Raw genomic sequence first — 21,660 nt, 5'->3', positions numbered from 1 at the left:
CCGGATGATTTTTCGAAGTAACCCACAAAATTTCAGGGCCGCAGGTGCGCCAGGCTCTCCAGCGCCAGCTGTTCCAGGTGTCCCGCCGCGGCCGGGCTGCCGCCCGCGGCGTGGAAGGACGCCGACAGCGTCTCCGCGGCCCGCCGGTACGACGGCTCGGTCAGCACCTCGTCGACCGCCGCGCCGACGCGGCCGGCGTCCGCGCGGCCGAACCGCAGGCGGACGCCCGCGCCGGCCGCGACCACCTGGGCGGCCACGATCGGCTGGTCGTCGCGGATCGGCGCCACGACCAGCGGCTTGCCGTGCCAGAGCGTCTCGCAGACGGTGTTGTGCCCCGCGTGGCACACGACGGCGTCGACGTGCGCGAGCAGCGGCAGCTGCGGGACACGCGGGCGCACCAGGACGTTCGGCGGGACGGCGCCGAGCACCCCGCCCGGGTCGACGACGACGGCCCGGGCTTCCCGCCCGGCGAAGGCGTCCACTGTGGACGTGAGGAATCCCGTTCCCGCGTCGGTGTTCGCGGTGCCGAGCGAGACGAGCACCGTAGGCCGCGGCGGGTCGAGCCACTCCCACGGGAAGTCCGTTGTGGACGGCCGGCCGGAGATGGACGGCCCGACCAGCCGGACGTTCGGTGGCAGCGCGACCGCGCCGAGCAGCTCGCGGGTGGTGAAGGCGAGCACGCCGTGCGGTGAGAACCGGGGATCCGCCGATCCGCCGCCGATCCGCGCGCGCAGGCCGTCGAGCAGTTCCGCCACCCAGTCCGCGACCTTCGGCATGCCCGCGAGCGGGTCGACCAGCTCGGCCGACGTCGTCGCGGAGGTGACCCACGGCAGGCCGCGCGCGTCGGCGAGCAGGCCGCCGGCGAGGGCCTGCTGGTCGGCGACGACCACGTGCGGTCCGAAAGCGTCGATGGCCGCGGCGACCCCGGGCGCCATCGCGTCGGCCAGCGGGACGAGGAAGTCCTGCCAGAGGAACCGCAGCGCGGCGGGCCCCTTCAGCTCGGGCGGGCGCTCCGGCGCGTCCGGCGGCAGCGCGCACGAGAACACGAGCGCGTCCGGGCCGGCCAGGTGCCACAGCAGCTCGTCGTGCCCGGCCCAGGCGACCTCGTGGCCGCGCGCGGTGAGCTCGGCGGCCACCCCGGCGGCCGGGTTGACGTGCCCGACCAGCGGCGGGACGACGAACAGGTACCGGGCCACTACCGCACCCGGGCCGGGAGCCGGGAGACGTCGCGGACCCAGTCGAAGATCAGCTCGATGGTCTCGGCGGTCCGCTCGACCAGCACCGAGTGCCCCTGGTCGGGCAGCACGACGGTGCGGCAGTGGTCGAGGTGCTCCTCGAAGTGCGGCACCTGCGCCGCCAGCCCCGAATCGCCGCCGAAGAGGGCGAACACCGGACAGTGGACGTCCGAGAGGTCCGCGTTGATGGTCGCGCTGCGCGGGATGTCGTCGGCCATCGTGGTCGTCTGGAGGATCCGGTTGGCCGCCTTGGACAGCCGCGCGGTGTGCGCGCCGTGGTTGTCCTTGATCCAGCCGATCACCTCGTCGATGGCGAGGCGGGTCTTCGCGTCGGCGAGGCCGTCGGCCATGTGCCGCGTCCACGCCGCCGTCGGCGGCTCGGCCTCGATGGCGATGACGCTGGCGACGCGGTCGGGCCGGGCGGCGGCCAGCCCGAAGGCCACCGAGCCGCCGAACGAGTTGCCGATCACGTGCACCGGCCGGGTGATCCCGAGCGCGTCGAGGACGTCGACCAGGTCGACGACGAACGATTCGAGGTGGTAGCCGCTCGCCGGCCGGGTCGTGCGGCCGTGCCCGCGCAGGTCGTACATCAGCACGTCGAGGCCGCGTTCGGCGAAGGCGGGCCCGAGGGTGAAGTAGTAGCTGGCGAGGCTGTCGGTGAGCAGACCGTGGACGCACACCACGATCGGCGCGTCGCCGTCGAGCGGGACGTCGGGGGTCAAGCGCTGGACGTGGACGTCCAGCTCGCCCGCCCGGATCCGGCTCACGGCCGGTCCCGCAGCGAGGCGACGATGTACCGGACCAGCTCGCCGACGGTCAGCGCGATGATCTCGTCGAGGTCGCGCTCGGCGATGAACGTCGCGAAGTTGACGCGCTCGCCGTAGTGCTCGCGCAGCTGCCCGGACAGCGCCACGAGGTCGACGCTCTCCAGCTCGAGGTCGTCGTGGAACGTGGTGTCCATGGTGATCTCGGCGTCGTCGAGGCCGTACTCCTCGAGCAGCTCACGCAGCATTCCGCCGAGCTGAGCGAGCACCGCCGCCTCGCCGGTGGCCGTCGTCTCGATGCTCATTCCGCAGTCTCCTTCGTCTCCTCGGTCCAGGCCACGACGTACCGGCGCGGCGGTGCGCCCGGCAGGTTCGCGGTCTCGGTGCAGCGGACGTGGTGGTCGTGCCCGGCCACCCGGACGGTCAGCGCTTCCGGGGAAGCGGCGACGACTTCGAAGTCGCGGGGCTCCCCCCGCAGCCCGGTGCCGCGTAGTTTCGCGACGGCTTCCTTCGCGGTCCAGAACCGGGCGAACCAGACGTCCGGATCGCCCTCCTGGCCCGCGAACAGCGCCCGTTCGGCCGGCCCGAACGCCGCGTCCACAGTAGACTCCGCGCGCGGCGCGACCTCTTCGACGTCGATCCCGCACGGGCCGAACCGCGCGATCGCCACGCCGGCCTCGGCGCGGTGGGCCACCGAGATCGTCACCTCCGGCAGCTCCCGGCCGTACGCGCCGGTCGCGTGGGGGCGGCCCGCGTCGTCGTTGCCGATGCTCAGCTCGGCCGGGAACATCTCGGGTTCGCCGTGCGCCCAGAGGAACTGGCGGACGGCGTCCTTCGCCGCGATCCGGCCGAGCAGCCACTGGCGGCGGCCGCGCGGCGGGCGCCGGTCGTAGGCGCCGCGGTCCGGTCCGGCGAGGTAGTTGCGCATGATCAGCTCGCGCGTCGCCAGGTCCGGCCACTGTTCGTGCACCAGCGCCCAGCCCCCGGGTTGTTCCTTCGACAGCGTCGAACGCTCGGGCGTCCGGTCGGCCTGGCGGATCTCCGGGTTGCTGTCGAACCGGCGGTCGCGCCAGCCGGTGAACTCGGCCCAGACCTGCCCGTTGTGGACGAGCTGCATGTCGGCGTCGAGGAACTCGCCGGTCAGTGACGTGATCTTGACCAGGCACTCCAGCCGCTCCCCCGGCGCCGGGTGCGGGCCGTGGAACCGGATCTCGCGCATCGCGACCGGGAAGACGGTGGTGCGTTCCGGCAGCCGGGACATGATCCAGTAGCCGAGCACCTGGCCGACGTTGTCCAGCAGTGCGCCGGGCGCGGCCGGGGTGGTGAGCACGGCGCGGACGTGCCGGTCGCCGACGGCGGTCAGCTCGGTGACGCCCTGGAAGCGCGGGCCGTGGAACATCCAGCGGTCGTCGTACAGCTCGCGGGCCTGGGTCTCGGGGACTTCCTCGGCCGACGCCGGGAAGCGCCACGGCGCGGGGCCGCCGGCCGGATAGGACCCGGCCAGCTCGACGACGGCCTGGGAGTAGCTGCCCAGTGCGGCGAACACGCGGTCATGACCTCGGGGCACGACGTGCACCGGCACGGTGACCGCCGGGATCGCGGTGATCCACTGGTTCAGCCGGACGTCGTGCACCGCGACCGCGCGGCGGCCGGGCGCCGCCTGCTCGGCGAAGCCCATCAGGTGGTCGATCACCGTGGTGGCGGGCACGACCGGCCAGCGGTCACCCGGGTCGGCCCGCGGTGGCTGCTTGAAGAAGCAGTGGTCGAGCAGGTACGGCATCGTGTCGACCGAGACGTCCAAAGTGGTCCGCAGCTCGATTGGTGACGACGTGGTGGTGGTCTTGCGCCCACCGAGCACAGTGGACGCCAGGTTCGCCGTGTCCTGAAGCAGTGCCGCGAACTCGGCCGCGATGGGCCCTTTCCCGGCCAGGACGTCCACAGTGGACCCCTGGGCCAGCCGGGCGCCGACCTGCGCGCGGGTCCGGTCGTCGAGGGTGATGACGTGCCCGCCGAGGTCCAGCTTGACGGCCTTGCGGGTCGCGGCGCGGGTCTGGCCCGGCAGCGCCGTGCCGTCGAGGGACGCGCCTTCGGCCCACAACGCCGTGGCGACGCGCAGCAGCTGCGCGAGCCCGGGCCGGTGCGGCGAGTGCGCCGCGACGACGAGGTGGTCCTCGCCGTGCAGGGTGTCGCCGATGAGCGAGCCGAGCTGACCGGCGCCGACCTGCACGAACGCCCGGAACCCGGCCGCGTGCAGCGTCTCGGCGAGCGGCCGGAACCGGACCGGTTCGAGCAGGTGCCGCACGAACAGCGCGCGGACGTCGGCCTCGGCGGCCGGGTACTCCGACACCGTCGTCGCCGACCAGATCGGCACCCGCGGCGGGTGCAGCGTGAAGCCGTCGGCCGCCGCGCGGATCGGGCCGAGGTAGGGCCGCAGCATCGGGGTGTGGAAGCCGGAGCGGAACGGCAGGACCTGGGACACGACCCCCGCGCTCCGGAAGCGGCCGACCAGGGCGTCGACGGCCGCGGCGGGCCCGCAGACCATCGCCTGGTTCGGCGAGTTGTCGTGGGACAGCACGACGTCGTCGCGGCCGGCCAGCTCGGCCAGCACCTGCGTGGCGGGCGCGCCGATCGCGGCGAACGCCAGGCCCGGCACGACCAGGCTGTCCGGGTCGAACCCGGCGAGGAAGGCGTCGACCTCGTCCGTCGCGTGCATCCCGGCCGCGGCCATCGCGGTCCATTCGCCGAGGCTGTGCCCGGCGACGGCGTCCGGCGTCACGCCCATCCGCCGCAGGGCGGCTTCCAGGAGCCGGCCCAGCTCGAACACGGCGGCGCCCTGGCGGCCGACGTCGCCGACCGCGGCGTCGGAGTGCTGCCACGGGAGGCCGAAGTGGCGGGCGACGTCTCCGCAGTTCAGGGCCAGTTCGGCTTCGAGGCCGGGGAAGACGAACGCGAGCTTGCCGCCGCCCGGGCCGAGCAGCGGCTTGTCGGCGAACCAGACGTCGTTGCGCCCGCGCCACGGCCGTCCCCGGCCGACGGCCTTGCGGGCCAAGGCCAGGCGCTTCTCGGTCGGGTCGACGATGCCGAGCCGCACGGGCCCGGTGCCTTCCGGCGCGGTGAGCACCGAGCGATCCGGTCCGGAAAGCACGTCACGCAGCGCCTCGACGGTCGGTGCGGCAAGCCGCAGCACGCGCTCGGCCTCGCGCACGACGACCGGGGCGGCCCGGTCCGGAGCCTGCTCCAGCACGACGTGGGCGTTGATCCCGCCGAACCCGAACGCGTTGACCCCGGCGCGGCGCACCGCCGCGTTCCAGGGGCGCGCGGTGTCCAAAGTGGAGAAGCGCGTCTTGTCGAGGGCGGGGTTCGGGTCGTCGCAGTGCAGCGTCGGCAGCAGGACGCCGTGGTGGACAGCGAGGGCGGCCTTGACCAGCCCGGCCACCCCGGCGGCGGGCATCGTGTGGCCGATCATCGACTTCACCGAGCCGAGCACCGCGCTCCCGGCCTGGCCGAACACCTCGGCGAGCGTGGTGAGCTCGGCCGCGTCGCCGGCCGGGGTCGCCGTGCCGTGCGCTTCGAGCAGCCCCAGCGAGTCCGGGTCCCGCGGGTCGAGCCCGGCCGCGGCCCAGGCCTGGCGGACGGCACGGACCTGGCCGCCGGAGTCCGGGTTGGCCAGGCTGGCGGTCCGCCCGTCGGAGGCGACGCCGGTGCCGGTGACCACGGCGTAGACGCGGTCGCCGTCGCGCTGGGCGTCGACGAGCCGCTTGAGCACGACGACGCCGGTGCCTTCGCCGATCAGCACACCGTCGGCGTCGCGGTGGAACGGCCGGATGCGTTCGGACGGCGACAGCGCGCCGAGCTGGGTGAACACGCTCCAGAACGTGATGTCGTGGCAGTGGTGCACACCGCCGGCGAGCACGACGTCGCAGCGGCCGGACGCGAGTTCGCGCACAGCGTGGTCGACCGCGATCAGCGAGGACGCGCACGCGGCGTCCACGGTGTACGCCGGGCCGCGCAGGTCGAGGCGGTTGGCGAGCCGGGACGCGGCCAGGTTGGGCACGAGCCCGATCGCCGACTCCGGTGCCTCCGGGCCGAGCTGGTCGGTGAAGGCCTGCCGGACGGCGTCGAGGCGATCGGCGTCCAGCTCCGGCAGCAGCTCGCCGAGGGTGCGCACGAGCTGGCTCGCGGTGCGGACGCGCTGGTCGAGCCGGACCAGGCCCGGGGTCAGGTAGCCGCCGCGGCCGAGGATGACGCCGACGCGGGAGCGGTCGGCGGGCAGCCGGTCCGGGCCACCGGCGTCGGCCAGGGCCTGGGCCGCGACCCGCAGCGCGATCAGCTGGTCGGGCTCGGTCGCGGGGATCGAGTTCGGCATGATCCCGAACCCCGTGACGTCCACTTCGGCCAGTTCGTCGACGAACCCGCCGCGCCGGCAGTAGATCCGGTCGGCGCGCCGCTCGGCGTCCGGGGCGTAGTGCGCGCTATCCCACTTCTCCGGCGGCACCTCGGTGATCGCGTCGACACCGCCGACGAGGTTGCGCCAGTACGTGTCGAGGTCCGGCGCGCCGGGCAGCAGCACCGACATGCCGACGATCGCGACGGGATCCGGCATGCGCGTCACCAGCCCGAGGCGGTGTGGACGACGGCGGCGGTCTCCGGGCGGCCCCAGGCCAGTTCGCGCAGCAGGCCGAGGGTGCCTTCCTCCGGGTCGATCAGCTCGATGCCGCGGCGGGCGTACTCCCGCATCAGCGCCGGCGTGACCATGCCGTCGTTGGTGCCGGTCGGCGCCCACGGTCCCCAGTGGACGGTCACCGCGCGGCCGGCGGGCCAGCGGCGGCCGAGGGATTCCAGGGCGTCGTTGGCGGCGGCGTAGTCCGACTGGCCGCGGTTGCCGAGCGCCGCGGCGATGCTGCCGAAGAGGACGACGAACGTCGGCTCGTCGGGCAGGTCCGCCGTCGCTTCGAGGAGCGTCTTGGCCCCGTCCACTTTGGTCCCGTAAACACGGGTGAACGACTCGGGTGTCTTCTCGGCGACGAGCTTGTCCTCGATGACGCCGGCCGCGTAGACGATGCCGTCGAGGCGGCCGTGCTCGGCGTGGATCTCCTTGACCGCGCGGTGCACGGCCTCGGCGTCGAGCATGTCGACGGACTGGTAGCGCACCGGGCTGCCGAGCGCTTGGAGCCGTTCCAGAGTGCCCCGGACTTCGCGTTCGCCGAGGATGCGGCGCACCTCGCGTTCGATCTCGGCCGGGTTCTTCAGGCCGCTCGCGATCAGGGCGGCGCGCAGTTCATTGGCGTCCGTCGCCTGCGGGTAGTCGTCCTCGGTGGACGGCACGGGCGTCCGGCCGACCAGTTCAAGACGGCAGCGGGATGCGGCGGCGAGCGTCGCGGCGAACCGGGCGGTGATGCCCTTGGCCCCGCCGACGAGCAGCACGACCGACTCGCGGTCCAGCCCGGCCGCGGCCGCTTCGGCGGTGCCGTCGCCCGCCGGCCCCGCACCGCTGCTGCCGAGCAGGCCGAGGCCCTGTTCGGTCATCCGGAGCCCGCTGCGCTTCTCACCGTCCCGGAGCACGACGGGTTCGCGGTCCACAGTGGACAACTCTTCGACGATCTTTTCGGCTCGTTCGGCGACATTCGTGCCCGGCGGCTGCTCGACGACCCGGGCGATCGTGTCCGGGTACTCGCGCGAGACGCTGCGGTAGAAGCCGCGGAGCCCTTCGCCGGGACCGGCGGTGAGCAGCCAGGCAGGGTTCCCGGCGAGGGCGTCACGGTAGCGGGGGAAGGCGCCGGGCAACACCGGCCCGGCGTCGGCGTCGGGCAGGTCGATGACGCCGTCGAAGCCCGGGCGGACGGCGTCGGCGATCTCGGCCGTGGCGCCCAGATCGGTCAGCCTGGTCCGGACAGCCTCGGCCAGCGGGCCGATGCCGAGGATCAGGAACGTCCGGCCGGTGACGTCGGGAGTGGCCGCGGGCGCGAGGTCGAACTGGGCCATGACCAGGCGCTTCGGCGCGACGATGACCGGCTGCGGCCCGGCCGGGATGGCGAGCTGCGGCCCGGTGCTCGGCTCGGCCGCGGGCTGGGTTCGCGGCTGGTCGGCTGCGCCACCGACCAGGACCGGCTTCGGCTCGGCCGCCCCACCCACGAGTGCGGCGATCGCGGCGGCGGTGCGGGCCTTGGCGAGTTCCTCGACGTCACCGTCCGGGTCGAGGCCGAGGCGCGTGGCCAGTTCCCCGGCGATCTCGGCGCGTTTGATGGAGTCGATGCTCAGGTCGGCTTCGAGATCGAGGTCGGGCTCGATCATGTCCCCGGGATAGCCGGTTCGGTCGGCGATCACGTCGATGACGGTGTCCAAAACGGACCGCTCAGCCACGACAACGACCGGCGCGACAGGCTGCGGCACCCCAGCCCCGATCAGCTCGGCGATCGACGCCGCGGTCCGCGCCTTGGCGAACGTCTCGATGTCCTCACCCGCGTCGAGGCCCAGCCGGGTCGCCAGCTCCCCGGCGATCTCCGCCCGCTTGATCGAATCCACGCTCAAGTCGGCTTCCAGATCGAGATCCGGCTCGATCATGTCCACCGGATATCCCGTCCGCTCGCCGATCACCTCGATCACCGTGTCCAAAACGGACTGCGCGGCCACGACAACGACCGGCGCGACAGGCTGCGGCACCCCAGTCCCGATCAGCTCGGCGATCGACGCCGCGGTCCGCGCCTTGGCGAACGTCTCGATGTCCTCACCCGCGTCCAACCCCAGCCGAGTAGCCAGCTCACCCGCGATCTCCGCCCGCTTGATCGAATCCACGCTCAAGTCGGCTTCCAGATCGAGATCCGGCTCGATCATGTCCACCGGATACCCCGTCCGCTCCCCGATCACCTCGATCACCGTGTCCAAAACGGACCGCACCGACGCCGAGACCGGGACGGGCAGCACCTCGACCACCGGCGTGACGACGACCGGGGCGACGGCTGCCGGGATGTCGGTGCCGAAGTAGCCCAGCAGTACGTCGCGCTGGGCTGCGATCATCTCGCGACTCGTGCGCAGGAAGTCCGCCACCATCGCGTCCGACGTACCCGCCGTCACCGAGGCGGCGGCCGAGGTCAGGATCTGCGGGAGGCGTTCCGCGGGCCGGAGGGCGCCCGCCGGGATCGTGCCGTCCGCGGTGCGGAGCAGGTGGCCGTCCACCGTCCACCCCGGACGCTTCGGGCGTGGGACGGACGCCGCGTCGACGGCGTCGCGGCCGCGGAACAGCCAGCCCGTCTCGATCGGCACGCCGGCCACCGCCAGTTGCGCGAGTGCGGTGAGGAACCCCGGTACGCCGCGGCTGCCGCGCTGCTCGAACCCGACCGTCCGGTGTGGACGGTCACCGAGGATCGCCGTGATCTGCTTCGCCAGCACCGCGCCGGGACCCGCCTCGACGAACACCCGGGCGCCCGCCGCGTACATCGCTTCGATCTGCTCGACGAACCGGACCGGTGAGCCGATCTGCGCGGCCAGTTCGCCGCGGACGTCGTCCGGGTAGGGCGCCGCGGTGCGGTTGCCGTACACCGGGATGGCCGGCCGGACGACGCCGATCGCGCCGAGGACCCGGCCGAACGTCTCCCCCGCGGCCGCGACCAGCGGGCTGTGGAACGCGCACGCGACCGTGAGCCGTTTCGCGCCGAGCCCGGCGGCCCGCAGCAGCCCGACCGCCGTCTCGATGTCGGCGGCCGGCCCGGAGATCACCGTCTGCGTCGGCGAGTTGTGGTTCGCCAGGACCACGGTGCCCAGGTCGGCGACGACCTCGCCGACGTCGGCGGCGGACGCCGAGACCGCGGCCATCGCGCCCGGGTCCGACGCCGGGATCGCGCCGAGGATCGCTTCGGCCCGGGCGTGGCTGGCGTGCAGCAGTGCTTCCGGCGTGAAGGCGCCGGCCGCGGCCAGGGCGATCAGCTCGCCGTAGCTGTGGCCGCCGGCCATCGCGGGCCGGACGCCGGCGCGGGTCAGCAGCCGGAACGCGGCCAGCCCGGCGAGGCCGAGCGCGGGCTGGGCGACGCGGGTGTCGGTCACCCGGTCGGCGAAGGCCTGCCGCTCCGGTTCGCCGAACACGGCCGGGCCGAACACCGTCGCGGCGGTGGCCGGGTCGAGCCGCAGGTAGCGCTGCAGCTCGGGGAAGGTGACGAACAGCTCGGCGAACATCCCCGGCCGCTGGCTCCCCTGGCCGGGGAACAGCACCGCGACCTCGCCCGGCTCGAAGTCCCCGACGCGGTACACGCCCGGCGCGTCGGCGCCGGCCAACGCCTGACGCAGCAACCCGGTCAGTTCGTCCACTGTGGACGCGACGACGGCGAGCCGGACCCGACCGGCGGCCTCGGACCGGCGTGACGCGCTCAGCGCGAGGTCCCGCAGGCGCCACGGCTGCTTGCCTGCCGGGACGTCCTCGGCGAGCGCCAGCAGGTCCCGCGCCGCCGCGTCCGTGGCGAAGGTGAACAGCTCGGCCGGCCACTCGTCGCCGACCTGGGCGGGCGGGACGCCGTCGTGCGCGCCGAGCACGACGTGGAAGTTGGTGCCCCCGAAGCCGAACGCGCTGACCCCGGCGATCCGCTCGGCGGCCGGCGCGCTCCACGGCTGCGGCGCCGACTGGAACACGAACGGGCTGGTCGCGGCGTCCCACGCCGGGTTCGGCGCGGTCACGTGCAGGGTCGGCGGTTTGACGCCGGTGTGCAGCGCCATCGCCGTCTTGATCAGCCCGGCGAGGCCCGCGGCGCACTTGGTGTGGCCGATCTGGGACTTCACCGAGCCGATCGTGCAGCCACCCGGCGCGGCTCCGGCCTCGGTGAAGACCTTGGTCAGCGTGCTCAGCTCGGTCCGGTCGCCGACGACGGTGCCGGTGCCGTGCGCCTCGACCAGCCCGACCTGCGCGGGTGAGACGCCGGCGTTGCGGTAGGCGCGGGTCAGCGCGGTGTGCTGGCCTTCGGGCCGGGGTGCCGTCAGCCCGAGCGCGCGCCCGTCGGACGCCGCGCCGACGCCCTTGATCACGGCGTACACGCGGTCGCCGTCGCGTTCGGCGTCGGCGAGCCGCTTCAGCGCGACGCAGCCGACGCCTTCGCCGAGCGCGATGCCGTCGGCCGCGCTGTCGAACGTCGCCGAGCGCCCGGTCGGCGAAAGGGCGTGCGCGGAGGCGAAGAGCAGGTAGTCGTTGATGCCGTTGTGCAGGTCCGCGCCACCGCACAGGACGAGGTCGCTGGTGCCGGCGGTCAGTTCCTTGCAGGCGACGTCGACGGCGGTGAGCGAGGACGCGCAGGCCGCGTCGACGGTGTAGTTCGCGCCGCCGAGGTCGAGCCGGTTGGCGATCCGGCCGGCGATGACGTTAGCGAGCACGCCGGGGAACGAATCCTCGGTGATCTTGGGCAGCCGCTCGTCGAGCCCGGGCGGCAGTTCGCCCACGTAGGACGGCAGGACGGTCCGCAGGCTCATCGCGTTGGACAGGTCGCTGCCCGCCTCGGCGCCGAACACGACGGACGTCCGCGTCCGGTCGAAGGCGCGCTCGCCGTAACCCGCGTCGGCGAGTGCGCGGTGCGCCGCTTCGAGCGCCAGCAGCTGGACCGGCTCGATGCTGGCCAGCGACGACGGCGGGATGCCGTAGCGCAGCGGGTCGAACCCGATCTCGGGCAGGAAGCCGCCCCAGCGTGACGGCGTCTTCTCGCCTTGGCCGTCGGGGTCGAAGTAGAGGGTGGTGTCCCAGCGCTGCGGCGGGACTTCGGTGACGGCGTCCGCGCCGGCCAGGACGTTCGCCCAGAACGACGCCAGGTCCGGGGCCTGCGGGAACATGCAGGCCATCCCGACGATCGCGATGTCCAGGGGTTCGGGGGCGAGCGGCTCCGGCGTCGTGACGCCGGCCGCGGCGGCCCGCTCGCGCAGGAAGGCGTTCGCGCCTTCGCCGACGGCGGTGTGCAGCTCGGCGATCGTGGTGACGGCCGAGCGCAGCACGGCGACCTCGCCCGCCATGAACATGCCTTCGGTGAGCTGCCGGTCTTCGCCGACCGGCCGCAGGTCGGCGCCGACGCGCTCGATGCCCTTGCTGGCCAGGCGGAGGCGGCCGACGTTGAGGGTCTCCAGCTGCTCCCACGCGTCGCGGCTGGGCACGCCCTGCTCGGCGAGGTCCGCCTTGAGCGCGGCGTACTCCTCGGTGAACGGGCTGCGGACGCAGCGGGTGGCGTGGCCGGGCGCGGTTTCGAGCAGGTCGGTGTGCTGGGCCGCTAGGAGCTGCCGCTGGAAGAGCGGGAGCACCGCGCCGGCGTCGACGGCTTCGTGGGTGAAGAGGTAGGCGGTGCCCATGAGGACGCCGATGGCGGCGCCGCGGGCGGCGACCGGCGCGGCGAGGGCGGCGACCATCGCGGCCGAGCGTTCGTCGTGGATCCCGCCCGCGAACAGGATCTGCAGGTCCGCGGCGGCGTCCGGGGTGGTGGCGAGGAAGTCGGCGAGGACACCGAGCTGGGCCTCCCAGAGCGGGAAGCTGGTGCGCGGGCCTACGTGGCCGCCGCACTCCGAGCCTTCGAAGACGAACTTGCGGGCGCCGGCCTCGAGGAACTGCTTCAGCAGGCCGGGCGAGGGCACGTGCAGGAAGGTGGCGATGCCGGCGTCTTCCAGGGCCGCAGCCTGGGCCGGGCGGCCGCCGGCGATGATCGCGTGGGTGGGCCGCAGCTCGCGGATCACCTCGAGCTGCGCGGTTTTGACGTCGTCGGCGGCGAAGCCGAGCACGCCGACACCCCACGGCGCGCCGCCGACGGCTTCGCGCGTGCGTTCCAGGACTTCGCGGGTCTGCTCCGGGCCGGACAGCGCGAGCGCGATGAACGGCAGCGCCCCGCCCGCGGCGACCTCGGCGGCGAAGGCGGCCTGGTCGCTCACCCGGGTCATCGGGCCCTGCGCGACCGGCTGGGTGGTGCCGAACGCGCGGCTGCCGGCGGTGCCCGGGCCGAGCACGGTGACGTCCGCGCGCAGGGCGTCGCCGATCGCGTCGCCGAGGCCGCGCACGGCCGCGGTCACCGTGCCCCAGCGGTCGCGGAAGCGGGTGGCGAGGAAGACGTCCTGGCCGGCCTCGATCGACGTCGTGCCCGTCCCGCGGCGGGACAGCACGCGGACGCCGTCGACGACCACGGTCTCGGAGCCGTCGAGGCCGGTGACGGCGGTGGTGAGGGCCGACGGCAGTTCCGCCTCCGGCAGGAGCGCGAGCTGGGTGTCGACGACGACGCCGGCCGCGCCGCCCGCGATGGCGGCGGCCGCGGTGTGCGGGCCGATCCCGCCCGCAGCCCAGACCGGGACGGTCTCGTCGGCGAGCAAGGCCTGGAGTAACACGAAAGTGCTCAGCTCACCCGTCCGGCCGCCGCACTCGTGACCGCGGGCGATCAAGCCGTGAGCACCGCCGTCGACCGCCCGCGCGGCCGACGCGCGGCTCGTGACCTCGGCCAGCACCCGTCGTCCCGGGAAGTCGCGCGCGGTGCACGGCGAGTCCTCGGTCAGCAGGACGGTGCCGGCGGCTTCGGGCAGCTCCGTGCCCGCGGCCAGGCGCGTGAGCCGGACCCCGAACGTCGGGATCCCCCATTCCGCCAGGAGGGCGAGCTCTTCCGCCGCGGTGTCGCCCGGGCCGGTGAGGTCGAGCACGCCGAGCCCGCCACCGCGTGCGGCGGCCGCGACGCCCCGCGCGGAAGGCCACGCGAGCGGCGAGACGGCGACGACCGGCACGGCCGGTTCGCGAACGTCTTTCGAGACACGCATGGGAACTCCCGCTACGCACGAAAGGGGGTGATGGGGTAACGGGGAGTACTTAAGCGCGTTCATCCCGTTCCGTCAACAACCCACCACGAATTCGTGGTGGTTGTGCAGAAAATTCGGGAGCGACCAGGCTGGAGACGCAAGAATTTAACGCGGCCGTCACGTACCACGGGACGGGATCGGACGCGGGATTGCCTTGTACGGCGGTCAATAGTCATACCTCGTGGTACACGCGTCCCACACCTCCATACGGGGCAAGCCATCTCACCCGGTGGACGCAGCGGGACTGGCCACACCGGACCACTCCGTCCGGCGGGTCCACTGTTTCCCAGGAGCCAACGCGAAGTGTCGTGGCGGTAAAATCGACCATGCGCCGAAGCCGTCACGGCATTAACCCGGAACCGTGCCGCAGATCACGTGGGGACTATTCACCCGGCATTTTTGCGGACACCCGTAAGAATAATCGTAAAAGACCGGACCGGGCTCGCCACACCCCCGCGAGTCCACTGTGGATTCGCTACCCTCCCGGATTCCCCGTGTTCACACGACCCGGAAGAGCCGGATCCCCGCGCCCGGACACCAGGGCGCACCCGCCCGCGCAGGCGACTGCGGGTATTCGCCCGGACACCATCGGTGCCCCGGATACCGGTCCCCGTGCGGCCGAGGTCGAAATCTTCGCCACGCGCGTCACGGATCTTTCCTGAGAAGAAGCTGAAAACATTTCGCGTACTTGTCGGTAACCGTAGACACGACGTCTACCCTTAGACCAATTGTCCAACGTGGAGGTGGTCGTGGAGTACTGGTACGCCGACGAGCGATCCGGGACGCGCTACCCGGGCGACCCGCGGCGCTGGCGGGGTGACGACGGCGCCCCGCTCACCGTCGCACCACAGCCCGGCCTGACGCCCGGCGACGTCGACACCGGCGTCCGGTCGCTCTGGCGCTACCGCGCCGCCCTGCCCCGCGACCTGCGTCCGCTCTCGCTCGGCGAGGGCTGCACTCCCCTGGTCCGGCAGCCGTGGGGCGAGGCCGACGTCCGGTTCAAGCTCGAGTGGTTCAGCCCGACCGGCAGCTTCAAGGACCGCGGATCCAGCGTGATGGTCGCGGCGCTGGCCGGCACCGGCGTCACGGAACTGCTGGAGGACAGCTCGGGCAACGGCGGCTCGTCGGTCGCGGCCTACAGCGCCGCCGCCGGGATCGCCGCGACCGTCCTGGCCCCCGAGGGGACGTCCGCCGCGAAGGTCCTGCAGACCCGCGCGTACGGCGCGACCGTCGAGCTCGTGCCCGGCACCCGCGACGACACCGCCGCCGAGGCGGTCCGGCGCTCGGCGTCGACGACCTACGCCAGCCACAACTGGCACCCGTTCTTCCTGCAGGGCACCAAGACCCTCGCCTACGAACTGTGGGAGGACCTGGGCTTCCGCGCGCCGGACGCGGTCGTCACGGTCGCCGGGGCCGGCAGCATCGTGCTGGGCCTCGACCTCGGGTTCGGCGAGCTGCTGGCCGCGGGTTCGATCGCGCGACGGCCGCGTCTGCTCGTCGCGCAGCCCCGCAACTGCTCCCCGATCGACGCCGCGTTCCACGACCGGCAGCCACCGCCGTTCGCCCCGACCGTCGCCGAAGGCACCGCGATCCGGCACCCGGTCCGGCTCCCCGAGGTCGTCGCGGCGATCCGGCGCTCGGGCGGCGGCACGGCCGCGATCGAGGAGGACGCCATCGCCGCGGCCGCCCGGCGCCTCGCGTCCCTCGGCCTCTACGCCGAACCGACCAGCGCGAGCGCCGCCGCGGCGATCGACGTGTTCCGCGAGCGCGGCGCGATCCGGCCGGGCGAGACCACCGTCGTCGTGCTCACCGGATCCGGGCTGAAGGCGCCGGACAAGCTGCGGGAGCTGCTCGGATGACCGAGGACGAGCTGCTGCTGCGCGAGGCGGAGAAGATCGCGCACGCCGTCGGCCGGATGTTCCCGGGGTTGTGCGAGGTCGTGCTGCACGACCTGCGCGACCCGGCCCACGCGGTGCGCGCGATCGAAGGCGGCCTGTCCGGGCGCGCCGTCGGCGACCCGGCGACCGAGCTGGGCCTGGCCCGGATCGCCGACCCCGCGTTCCCGGACGTGCTGCAGAACTACCCGAACCGCTTCCCCGACGGCCGCCCGGCCAAGAGCACGTCGATCGGCCTCCGCAACGCGGCCGGCGAGTACGTCGCGGCGCTGTGCCTCAACCTGGACGTCTCCGTGCTCGGCTCGGCCGCCCACGCCCTGACCCGCCTCACCCGCACCGACGACCCGGCCCCCTTGACCGAGACCCTGCGGGCCCGCACGGCCGACGAGCTGCGCGCGCTGGTCGAGGACTACGCGGCCGACCGCGGCCACACCCCGCGCACCCTCCCGGCGACGGGGAAGAAGGACCTGGTCCGGCTGTTGAAGGCGCGCGGGTTCCTGGAGCTGAAGAACGCGGTGCCGGCGCTGACCGAACTGCTGGGCATCTCACGGGCGAGCGTCTACAACTACCTGCGCTAGAACACCGACCAGCCGGTCAGCGTCGTGAAGCGGTCGAGGGCCGCGACGCCCGCCACCGAGTTGCCGCGGGCGTCCAGGCCCGGGCTCCAGACGCAGACCGCGCAGCGGCCCGGGACGATCGCCACGATGCCGCCGCCGACGCCGCTCTTGCCCGGGAGGCCGACGCGGTAGGCGAACTCGCCCGCCGCGTCGTAGGTGCCGCACGTCAGCATCACGGCGTTGATGCGCTTCGCCGAGCTGAGCCCGAGCAGGCGGGTGCCGTCGTTGCGGACGCCGTGGCGGGCCAGGAACAGCGCCGAGCGGGCGACGTCGCGGCAGGACATCGCGATCGAGCACTGGCGGACGTACTGGTCCAAAACGGACGGTACCGGGTTGCGCATGTTGCCGTAGGAGGCCATGAAGTACGCGAGCGCGCGGTTGCGGTCGGCGTGCCCGGCCTCGGACGCGGCCACCTCGGCGTCGACGTCGATGTCCGCGTGGCCGCTTTCCGCGCGCAGGAATCCGAGCAACGCGCCCACGGCGTCGCCGTGGCAGGTGAGCTCGTCGGTCACTACCAGCGCGCCCGCATTGATGAACGGGTTGCGCGGGATGCCGTCCTCGTGTTCCAGCTGCACCAGGGAGTTGAACGGGTCGCCGGACGGTTCGCGGCCGACGCGCGTCCAGACGTCGTCGCCGCGGGCCAGCACCAGGGCGAGGGTGAAGACCTTCGACATGCTCTGCACGGAGAACGGCCGCAGCCAGTCGCCCGCGCCGTGCACGGCACCGTCCACATCGGCCACCGCGATGCCGAACCCCGGCCGGACCCGGGCCAGGGCGGGGATGTAGTCCGCGACGGCGCCGCGGCCGACCTCGGGTGCGACGTCGTCCGTGATCCGGTCCAGCAGCGCCGCGAGATCCACGGCCGTAGCGTAGAGGCGGGCGGGACGCGCGAATATTCGGGGTCGAAGGTGATCTTGTCAAATCGAAACGGGAAACACGCGGGAAACCATCGAGGTGATCTCTCGCACACCTTAAGTCTTCCTTAGTGTGCTTGGTCACTTGCGGCTAACGCCTCTAGCGTCTGGCAACCATGGATTCCTCGCTGCTCACCGAAAAAGGTGAAAGCTACTCGAAAGCGCTCGGCAACCGCCAAGTGCAGATGATCGCCATCGGCGGCGCGATCGGTGTCGGGCTCTTCCTCGGCGCCGGCGGCAAGCTCCACCAGGTCGGCCCGTCGCTGGTCCTGTCCTACGCGATCTGCGGGGTGGCCGCCTACTTCGTGATGCGCGCGCTCGGCGAGCTCGTGCTGCACGAGCCGAGCTCCGGCAGTTTCGTCACCTACGCCCGGAAGTTCATCGGGCCGTGGGCCGGCTTCGCGTCGGGGTGGATGTACTGGGTGAACTGGGCGATGACCGGGATCGCGGAGATCACCGCGGTCGCGATCTACGTCCACAAGTGGCTGCCGGACGTGCCCCAGTGGATCACCGCCCTGGTCGCCCTCGGCGTCCTGCTGGCCGTGAACCTGGTCTCGGTGAAGCTGTTCGGTGAGCTGGAGTTCTGGTTCTCGGTGGTCAAGGTGCTGGCCATCGTCGTCTTCCTGATCACCGCGCTCGGGCTGGTGTTCACCAGCGCCGACATCGGCGGTACCCCGGCCGGCGTGCACAACCTGACCGACCACAGTGGATTCTTCCCGGCCGGCATCGGCGTCGCCCTGATGACGCTGCAGGCGGTCATCTTCGCCTATTCGGCCATCGAGGTCGTCGGCATCGCGGCCGGTGAGACCAAGGACGCGCACAAAGTCCTGCCCAAGGCGATCAACGGCGTGGTCTGGCGGATCGGCGTGTTCTACGTCGGTTCGGTGCTGATGCTGGCGATGCTGCTGCCCTGGCCGTTCTACAACGGCGACGAGAGCCCGTTCGTCACGGTGTTCAGCCGCCTCGGCATCCCGGGCATCGGCGACGTGATGAACGCCGTCGTGCTGACCGCGGCGCTCTCCAGCGTCAACTCCGGGCTCTACTCCACCGGCCGGATCCTGCGCTCGCTGGCCGACAAGGGCGAGGCACCGGCGTTCGTCGGCCGGATGAACCGCCGCCAGGTCCCCTACGGCGGCATCATGTTCACCTCGATCGCCTACCTGCTCGGCGTGGTGCTGAACTACCTGGTGCCGAAGGAGGCGTTCGACATCGCCATCGCGATCGCGTCCCTGGGCGTGATCACGACGTGGGCGACGCTGATCTTCTGCCAGATGCGGCTGCGCCAGGCGGCGCTGCGCGGCGAGCTGGAACGGCCGTCGTACCGGATGCCGTGGGCACCGTACTCCGGCTGGGCGACGCTGGCGTTCCTCGCGCTGGTGGTGGTGCTGATGGGCTTCTCCGACGGCGCCGAGAAGATCGCGTTCTACTCGATCCCGGTGCTGGCCATCGTGCTCGCGGTCGGCTGGCGGGTCATCTCGAAACGCCGCGAACGCGCCCCGGCCGAGTAACGGCCGGGTGAGCGAAGGCCTCCCCGACGGCAACCCCGAGCCGTCGAGGAGGCCTTCCCGCATTCCGGCGGGCATACTCGGGCGTCGGCGACCAGGAGGTGGCCGGCGCCCTCAAGGGCTGAAGGGACGTCATGTCGTACGTCGAAGACCCGGGCCCCGGCCACGGCTCGGTGCCGCCGCGCGCGGCCTTCACCTCCGACGCCCCGGCGCTGTCGCTGAGCGGCACCTGGCGGTTCCGGCTCTTCTCCGCCGTCGCCGCCGCGCCGGCCGGCGTCGAGCGTGACGACTTCGACGACTCGGCGTGGGACGAGCTGCCCGTGCCGTCGATGTGGCAGCTGCACGGGTACGGCAAGCCCGCCTACACGAACGTGCGGTACCCGTTCCCGGTCGAGCCGCCGCACGTGCCGTCGGACAACCCGACCGGCGATCACCGGCGGCGATTCGACCTGCCCGCGTCGTGGCCGGCCGGGCCCGCGATGCTGCGCTTCGACGGGATCGACTCGTGCGCGCGGATCTGGCTCAACGGCGTCGAGCTCGGCGTCACGAAGGGCAGCCGGCTGCCCGCGGAGTTCGAGGTCGGCCCGCTGCTGCGGCCGCGGGACAACGTCCTGGCCGTGCGCGTCCACCAGTGGTCGGCGGGCAGTTACCTCGAAGACCAGGACATGTGGTGGCTGTCCGGGATCTTCCGCGACGTCACGCTGCTCGCCCGGCCGGTCGGCGGGATCGGCGACTACTGGCTCCGCGCGGACTACGACCACACGACCGGCCTCGGCACGGTCCGTGTGGAGACCGAGACCGACGCCCTGCTCGGTATCCCCGAGTTGGGGGTGTCGGCTCACCCGGCCGGGTTACCGCTGGAGCTGCCGGTCGAGCCGTGGAGCGCGGAGTCGCCGCGGCTGTACGACGGCTCGCTGTCGACGGCCACCGAGCGGGTGCCGGTGCGGATCGGGTTCCGGACCGTGACGATCGACGAGGGCCAGGTGAAGGTCAACGGCCGCCGGCTGCTGCTGCGCGGCGTCAACCGGCACGAGCACCACCCGCGCACCGGCCGGGCCGTGCCCCGCGACGTCGCGCTGGCCGACGTCCTGCTCATGAAGCGGCACAACGTCAACGCCGTCCGGACCAGCCACTACCCGCCGGATCCGGCGTTCCTCGAGCTGTGCGACGAGCACGGCCTCTGGGTGATCGACGAGTGCGACCTGGAGACGCACGGCTTCGAGCCGCTGGAGTGGGAGCGCAACCCGAGCGCCGGCCCGGTGTGGGAAGACGCCTACCTCGACCGGATGCGGCGCACGGTCGAGCGGGACAAGAACCGGCCGAGCGTCATCCTCTGGTCGCTCGGCAACGAGAGCCACACCGGCCCGAACCTCGAGCGGATGGCCGGGTGGACGCGCCACCGCGACCCGACCCGGCCGGTGCACTACGAAGGCGACCACGACTGCTCCTATGTGGACGTCCACAGCCGGATGTACGCGGCCCACGCCGAGGTCGAGTCGATCGGGCTTCGCGAGGACGTCGACGCGCGGCGGCGCGACCTGCCGTTCCTGCTCTGCGAGTACGGGCACGCGATGGGCAACGGCCCGGGCGGGCTGCTGGAGTACCGGGAGCTGTTCGAGCGGTACCCGAACTGCCAGGGCGGGTTCGTCTGGGAGTGGCTCGACCACGGGTTGCTCGCCGGTGACCACTTCGCCTACGGCGGCGACTTCGGCGAAGCGATCCACGACGGCAACTTCGTCATCGACGGGCTCGTCTTCCCGGACCGGACGCCGTCGCCGGGGCTGGTGGAGTTCGCCAAGGTCATCGAGCCGGTCCGGATCGAGGCCGCTCCCGGCGGGATCCGGGTGTCGAACCACTACGACTTCGTGAGCACCGCGCACCTCACGTTCACCTGGGTCTTGGAGTCCGAGGGAATCCCGGTCGAGGAAGGCGTTATCGACGTTCCGACCGTCCAATCCGGACAAAACACGCTGGTGCCCCTCCCCCGGCTGCCCGCGACCGGCGGTGAATCCTGGCTGACGGTTTCGGCCGCGCTGACGTCAGCGTCTTCGTGGGCTCCGGCCGGGCACGTCGTCGGCTGGGGTCAGCTGCCGGTGTCGCCCGCGCCCGCCGTCGTGTGGCCGGCGGGTCGCGGCCCGGTGTTCCGCACCGGCGGGCGGCTGCGGCTGGGCGTCGGCGAGTTCGACCCGGTGACCGGCCGGCTGATCGCGCTCGGCGGCCATCCGGTGCGGGGGCCGCGGCTGGACGTCTGGCGGGCGACCACGGACAACGACCGCGCCGAGTCGGCTTCGGAGTGGCGGGAGGCGGGGCTGCACCGCCTGCAGCACCGGGTGATCGCCGTCGACGCCGACGGCGACGACCTGGTCGTGCGCACCCGGGTGGCGCCGCCGGCGCAGGCGTCCGGGCTGCTCACGGACTACACGTGGACGGCGCTCGGCGATCGGTTGCGGCTGCGCGTCGAGATCACGCCCGACGGCCTGGCGGGCACGCTCCCCCGGCTCGGCCTGACGATGGCCGTCCCGGGCGCGTTCGGCTCGGCCGAGTGGTTCGGCGGCGGCCCCGGTGAGGCGTACCCGGACAGCCGCCAGGCCGCGCGGATCGGGCGGTTCTCCCGCGGCGTCGACGACCTGCAGACGCCGTACGTCTTCCCGCAGGAGAACGGCAACCGCGTCGACGTCCGCTGGCTGCGGCTGACCGACGCCGAAGGCACCGGAATCCGCGTCGACGGTGATCCGGCGTTCGACTTCACGGCCCGCCGCTGGACGTCGGCGGCGCTCGAAGCCGCACGGCACACGTCCGATCTGGTGGCGGGCGACCTGGTGCACCTCACCCTGGACGTCGCCCAGCACGGCCTGGGGTCGGCGTCCTGCGGGCCGGGGGTGCTGCCGCGGTACCGGCTTCAGGTGCGGAAGACGGAGTTCACGTTGGGGTTCGGTGTCGCAAATTGAG

10 protein-coding genes are annotated in these 21,660 nt (G+C 73.0%); 4 read left to right on the top strand and 6 right to left on the bottom strand.

Features of this window, described 5'->3' with window-relative positions; translation table 11 throughout:
• Positions 1–32: 32 nt before the first annotated feature.
• From MUY22_RS36070 to MUY22_RS36050, 5 genes are read right to left on the bottom strand one after another with little or no spacing between them, the layout of a single operon-like run.
• On the bottom strand, positions 33–1,196 hold the full coding sequence (locus MUY22_RS36070) for a glycosyltransferase (RefSeq protein WP_247051644.1): 1,164 nt from the start codon (positions 1,194–1,196) through the stop codon (positions 33–35).
• Positions 1,196–2,002, bottom strand: a complete 807-nt coding sequence (locus MUY22_RS36065; RefSeq protein ID WP_247051643.1) for an alpha/beta fold hydrolase — start codon at positions 2,000–2,002, stop codon at positions 1,196–1,198. Before MUY22_RS36065 ends, MUY22_RS36070 begins: the two co-directional genes overlap by 1 nt.
• A complete protein-coding gene (locus MUY22_RS36060) occupies positions 1,999–2,304 on the bottom strand; it encodes an acyl carrier protein (protein WP_247051642.1) in 306 nt (101 codons plus the stop codon). The genes MUY22_RS36065 and MUY22_RS36060 overlap by 4 nt, the downstream gene beginning before the upstream one ends.
• Complete coding sequence (locus MUY22_RS36055; protein WP_247064283.1) at positions 2,301–6,575, bottom strand: beta-ketoacyl synthase N-terminal-like domain-containing protein; 4,275 nt, start codon at positions 6,573–6,575, stop codon at positions 2,301–2,303. Before MUY22_RS36055 ends, MUY22_RS36060 begins: the two co-directional genes overlap by 4 nt.
• Positions 6,576–6,607: 32 nt before the next feature.
• Positions 6,608–13,741, bottom strand: coding sequence for a type I polyketide synthase (locus MUY22_RS36050; RefSeq protein WP_247051641.1), 7,134 nt, complete (start codon positions 13,739–13,741; stop codon positions 6,608–6,610).
• A 776-nt stretch (positions 13,742–14,517) separates the two neighbouring features.
• Here MUY22_RS36050 and MUY22_RS36045 point away from each other — a divergent pair.
• A complete protein-coding gene (locus MUY22_RS36045) occupies positions 14,518–15,639 on the top strand; it encodes a pyridoxal-phosphate dependent enzyme (RefSeq protein ID WP_247064281.1) in 1,122 nt (373 codons plus the stop codon).
• Positions 15,636–16,253 (top strand): transcriptional regulator, encoded by a 618-nt coding sequence (locus tag MUY22_RS36040; RefSeq protein ID WP_247051640.1) that lies wholly within the window; start codon positions 15,636–15,638, stop codon positions 16,251–16,253. Before MUY22_RS36045 ends, MUY22_RS36040 begins: the two co-directional genes overlap by 4 nt.
• Here the strand turns inward: MUY22_RS36040 and MUY22_RS36035 are convergent.
• Positions 16,250–17,152: a glutaminase gene (locus MUY22_RS36035; protein WP_247051639.1), complete on the bottom strand. Its 903-nt coding sequence runs from the start codon at positions 17,150–17,152 to the stop codon at positions 16,250–16,252. The genes MUY22_RS36040 and MUY22_RS36035 overlap by 4 nt on opposite strands.
• Before the next feature lie 170 nt (positions 17,153–17,322).
• Between MUY22_RS36035 and MUY22_RS36030 the strand changes: the two genes are divergently transcribed.
• Both MUY22_RS36030 and MUY22_RS36025 read left to right on the top strand, forming a co-directional pair.
• Positions 17,323–18,714 carry an amino acid permease gene (locus MUY22_RS36030; RefSeq protein WP_247051638.1) on the top strand — a complete coding sequence of 464 codons (1,392 nt, stop codon included), beginning with the start codon at positions 17,323–17,325 and terminating at the stop codon, positions 18,712–18,714.
• Between the two features lie 131 nt (positions 18,715–18,845).
• On the top strand, positions 18,846–21,659 hold the full coding sequence (locus tag MUY22_RS36025; RefSeq protein WP_247051637.1) for a glycoside hydrolase family 2 TIM barrel-domain containing protein: 2,814 nt from the start codon (positions 18,846–18,848) through the stop codon (positions 21,657–21,659).
• Position 21,660 lies beyond the last annotated feature (1 nt).

Origin of the sequence: Amycolatopsis sp. WQ 127309 (assembly GCF_023023025.1) — a bacterium.
Lineage (GTDB): Bacteria > Actinomycetota > Actinomycetes > Mycobacteriales > Pseudonocardiaceae > Amycolatopsis.
The sequence above is the reverse complement of the archived record's forward strand: the minus strand, read 5'-3'. Positions and strand labels throughout refer to the sequence as shown.

Coding starts and splice junctions, on each gene's coding strand:
- MUY22_RS36060 (WP_247051642.1), bottom strand. CDS start 2,304: ATGAGCATCGAGACGACGGCCACCGGCGAGGCGGCGGTGCTCGCTCAG.
- MUY22_RS36055 (WP_247064283.1), bottom strand. CDS start 6,575: ATGTCGGTGCTGCTGCCCGGCGCGCCGGACCTCGACACGTACTGGCGC.
- MUY22_RS36050 (WP_247051641.1), bottom strand. CDS start 13,741: ATGCGTGTCTCGAAAGACGTTCGCGAACCGGCCGTGCCGGTCGTCGCC.
- MUY22_RS36040 (WP_247051640.1), top strand. CDS start 15,636: ATGACCGAGGACGAGCTGCTGCTGCGCGAGGCGGAGAAGATCGCGCAC.
- MUY22_RS36030 (WP_247051638.1), top strand. CDS start 17,323: ATGGATTCCTCGCTGCTCACCGAAAAAGGTGAAAGCTACTCGAAAGCG.
- MUY22_RS36025 (WP_247051637.1), top strand. CDS start 18,846: ATGTCGTACGTCGAAGACCCGGGCCCCGGCCACGGCTCGGTGCCGCCG.